Origin of the sequence: Micromonospora sp. AB353, from assembly GCF_049538395.1 — a bacterium.
Taxonomy (GTDB): domain Bacteria; phylum Actinomycetota; class Actinomycetes; order Mycobacteriales; family Micromonosporaceae; genus Micromonospora; species Micromonospora aurantiaca.
On the sequence record NZ_JBMVFV010000169.1, the window covers coordinates 1 to 2,544 of the forward strand.

Annotated in this window: 3 protein-coding genes; 1 reads left to right on the plus strand and 2 read right to left on the minus strand. The window is 75.8% G+C overall.

Annotation, left to right across the window (positions count from 1 at the left end):
* Both ACPCK6_RS29510 and metF read right to left on the minus strand, forming a co-directional pair.
* Positions 1 to 665, minus strand: a 665-nt coding sequence (locus tag ACPCK6_RS29510; protein WP_423482846.1) for a CDP-alcohol phosphatidyltransferase family protein, incomplete at its 3' end; no start/stop codon positions are given.
* 44 nt (positions 666 to 709) lie between these two features.
* Positions 710 to 1,627, minus strand: a complete 918-nt coding sequence (metF, locus tag ACPCK6_RS29515) for a methylenetetrahydrofolate reductase [NAD(P)H] (RefSeq protein ID WP_135241307.1) — start codon at positions 1,625 to 1,627, stop codon at positions 710 to 712.
* 228 nt (positions 1,628 to 1,855) lie between these two features.
* Between metF and ACPCK6_RS29520 the strand changes: the two genes are divergently transcribed.
* The coding region (locus ACPCK6_RS29520; RefSeq protein WP_423482847.1) for a helix-turn-helix domain-containing protein at positions 1,856 to 2,544 on the plus strand (689 nt) is incomplete at its 3' end.

Below are 2,544 nucleotides of genomic sequence, written 5' to 3' on the forward strand. Positions count from 1 at the left end.
CGGACGGCGGAGAGCAACTGACCCAGGCCGAACCCGGCGAGCAGCACCCAGACCGTGGTGGCCATGGTGATCGTGCCGGCGGTCAGGTCGGCGTCGATCAGTCCGGTGAGCCCGGCGACCAGCAGCCCGACCAGCGCCACGCAGACCCGGGTCGGCCGCTCCCCCACCGTCACCGCGCCGATCTCCCGCATCCCCGCCGAGACCGCGCGCGCCCGCACGTACTCGTGCAGCCAGGACAGGCCACCGGCCGCCGCGACCAGCGCACCCGGCGCGCCGAGCAGCCAGAACGCGACCAGCCAGGCCACCTCGCCGAGCCGGTCGGCGACCGAGTCGTACACGTAGCCCAGCCGGGTGGTGCGGCCGGTCGCCACCGCCACCGCGCCGTCGACGCTGTCGGCCACGGCCGCCAGCAGCACGAACAACGCGCCCAGGAACGGTCCGTTGCCGGGCCGCTCCACGAACAGGGGTACGCAGAAGCAGAGCAGCACCCCGAACACGGTCACCGGGGTGGGGCCGACGCGCAGCCGGCCCAGCACGTAGCCCACGTGGTAGGCGAAGCGCAGCCAGGCACGCACCACCGGCGCGGCGGTACGCGGATCGAAGCCGCCGTGCAGCCGCGCCCACGCGGTCGCGTACTGGTCCCAGTTCAGCTGTGTGCCCACCACGGATCAACCGTAGAAGCACGGCGCGGGTGTCGTGTGGCGGGTGGTCACACCCGTGCGGCGGCGCGCAGCCGCTGCCACACCTCCCGGGTCGCAGTGGACCGGTTGAGGGTGATGAAGTGGATCCCCGGCACGCCCTCGTCGAGCAGCTTCTCGCACATCTCGCTCGCCTGTTCGACGCCGAGGCGGCGTACCGCCTCCGGGTCGTCGGCCACCCGCTCGAACCGCTCGGCCAGCGCCGGCGGGAACGGCGCGCCGGACAGCTGCACCGACCGTTCGATGGTGCCGATCTGGGTCACCGGCATCACCCCGGCCAGGATCGGGGTGTCGCAGCCGGCGGCTGCCACCCGGTCGCGCAGACGCAGGTAGTCGTCGGCGTCGAAGAACATCTGGGTGATCGCGAACTCCGCGCCGGCCCGGCACTTGCGGACGAAGTGCGCGGTGTCGCTGTCCACGTCCGGCGAGCGCGGGTGCTTGTACGGGAACGCGGCCACGCCGACGCTGAAGTCGCCGCTGTCGCGGACCAGCCGGACCAGGTCCTCGGCGTACCGGACGCCCTCGGGGTGAGCGATCCACTCGCCGCCCGGGTCGCCCGGCGGGTCGCCCCGCACTGCGAGCACGTTGCGCACCCCGACCGAGGCCAGCCGGCCGATCACGTGCCGCAGCTCGGCGACGGAGTGGTTCACCGCGGTCAGGTGCGCCATCGGCAGCAGCGTCGTCTCGGTGGCGATCCGTTCGGTCACCGCCACCGTGGTGTCGCGGGTCGAGCCGCCCGCGCCGTAGGTGATCGACACGAACGAGGGCCGAAGCGACTCCAGCTCGCGGATGGCCTGCCAGAGCAGCTTCTCCCCGGCCGGGGTCTTCGGCGGGAAGAACTCGAAGGAGAACGTGGGGCGGCCGTCACGGATCAGCTCCCCGATGGCCGGCTGGGGATTGGGAAGGACCGAGGGAAGACCGAGCGCCACAGACCGACTGTAACCGGGACGGCACGCCGCATCGGGAATCTTCCCAGCCCGCGAACACCTGTCCCGGCGCGACGTCGTACCCCGGGGGTAGAAATGCGGCAGCGCGGTGGGGCGGCCGACGGCCGTTCCGGGGGCCCGCGCGGGGGTCGCCACGACGGCGACGCGCCGGCGCCACCACCTGGCCGGGCGTCCGCGTCGCCATCCGCGCCGTCGCCCCGGAGGTTTGCGATGATCCCGTCCCCGCCGCGCGGCCCGCGCCTGCTCGGGCCGCTGCTGGCCGAGTTGCGGGCCGCCCGTGGCTGGAGCCAGCAGCGGCTGGCCGACGAGCTCTGCGCCGCCTCCGGCGTGCCCACGCTGACCCGCAACGAGGTGTCCCGCTGGGAGCGCCAGCTGCGGCTTCCCGGCGACTTCTGGTCCGCCTGGCTGGCGACGGTCCTGGGGGTGCCGGGCGAGGTGCTGGCCGGGGCCGCCGCCCGCAGCCGCCGGCTGGGCGTGGCGCCCGCGGTGGTCGACCCGGCCGGCTCCCGGGCCCGGCTGGCCCTGCTCACGCTCGCGTACCGCTGGGCGGCCGACCCGGGCGGCCGCACGCTGGTCGGTCCGTTCGCCGCCGCGCCGCCGCGGCACGGCCGTCCCGGGCGGGAGGCCGGGGACCAGCCCTTGTCGCTCGGCGTCCCGCGCGGGCCGGACGAGCCCGCCGGTCGTGGTCACCCGGCGGACCGGGTGACGCTCGCCACGCTGCGGCACTGGGACGACCTGCTCGGCGGCGGCGACCTCGCCGGGCACGGCGCCCGCCGGCTGCGGCACGCGGTCCGCGGCTACCGGCGCGCCGGGCCCGCCGGCCGGCGCGCGATGCTGCCCGCGCTGGCCGAGTCGGCGCAGCTCGCCGGCTGGCTGGCCGCCGACGCCGGGGATCCCGG